Raw genomic sequence first — 684 nt, 5'->3', positions numbered from 1 at the left:
ACCTCGTCGATCTCGCCGCAGATCCTCGAGACCTGGGACTTGCTGATCCCGGACTCGTTGCCCAGCGCCCGCACGAGATCCTCGACTTTGCGGGTGGAGACGCCGTCGATCCAGGCCGTGCAGATCACCGCCCAGAGCGCTTTGTCGACCCGGCGACGAGGATGCAGCAGCGCGGGATAGAACGACCCGGCTCGCAGCTTCGGAATCGCCAGATCCAGCTCCCCGGCAGGGGTGGCCAGACGTTTTGCCCTGGTGCCGTTACGGCGCGTCGAGCGGGACGGGGAGCGTTCGTAACGGTCAGCACCGATCTTCACAGACGCTTCGGCATCGATGAGGTCCTGGAGCCCGGCCTGGAGAAGCCGGCGGAACAGTTCCTCGTGAGCGAGGTCGGGGTCCTGGAGCAGTTCACTGACGAGAGCGGACAGGGCAGACTGGTGACGGGTCATCGCGGGTCCCTATTTCTTGGTCGATGTGGGAGGTCCCGCGATGACCCTTCATCGCCTACCAGCAGCTCCACGCCACCCCGGGGATTGCCACCACGCTAGGGGACACACCCCTGAGGGGCGCACGACAAAAGAGATCCGACGCTGCCTCAAGCGCTACCTCGCCCGGCGGATCTATCGAACTCTCGAGGCGCTCCACGCGGCGCCGACCACGGCTTGACAGACATAGAAGAGTCCATCG

At 65.2% G+C, this 684-nt stretch carries 1 protein-coding gene; it reads right to left on the bottom strand.

Annotated elements, in window-relative coordinates; genetic code table 11:
* Positions 1 to 446 (bottom strand): transposase (locus M3B01_RS14560; protein WP_259793265.1); only part of this gene is annotated, 446 nt, incomplete at its 3' end.
* Between the last annotated feature and the right edge of the window lie 238 nt (positions 447 to 684).

The sequence above is a fragment of the Brachybacterium sp. p3-SID957 genome, assembly GCF_025144775.1.
In the GTDB taxonomy this organism is placed as follows: Bacteria; Actinomycetota; Actinomycetes; order Actinomycetales; family Dermabacteraceae; genus Brachybacterium; species Brachybacterium epidermidis.
This window is presented reverse-complemented; position numbering and strand designations above follow the sequence as displayed.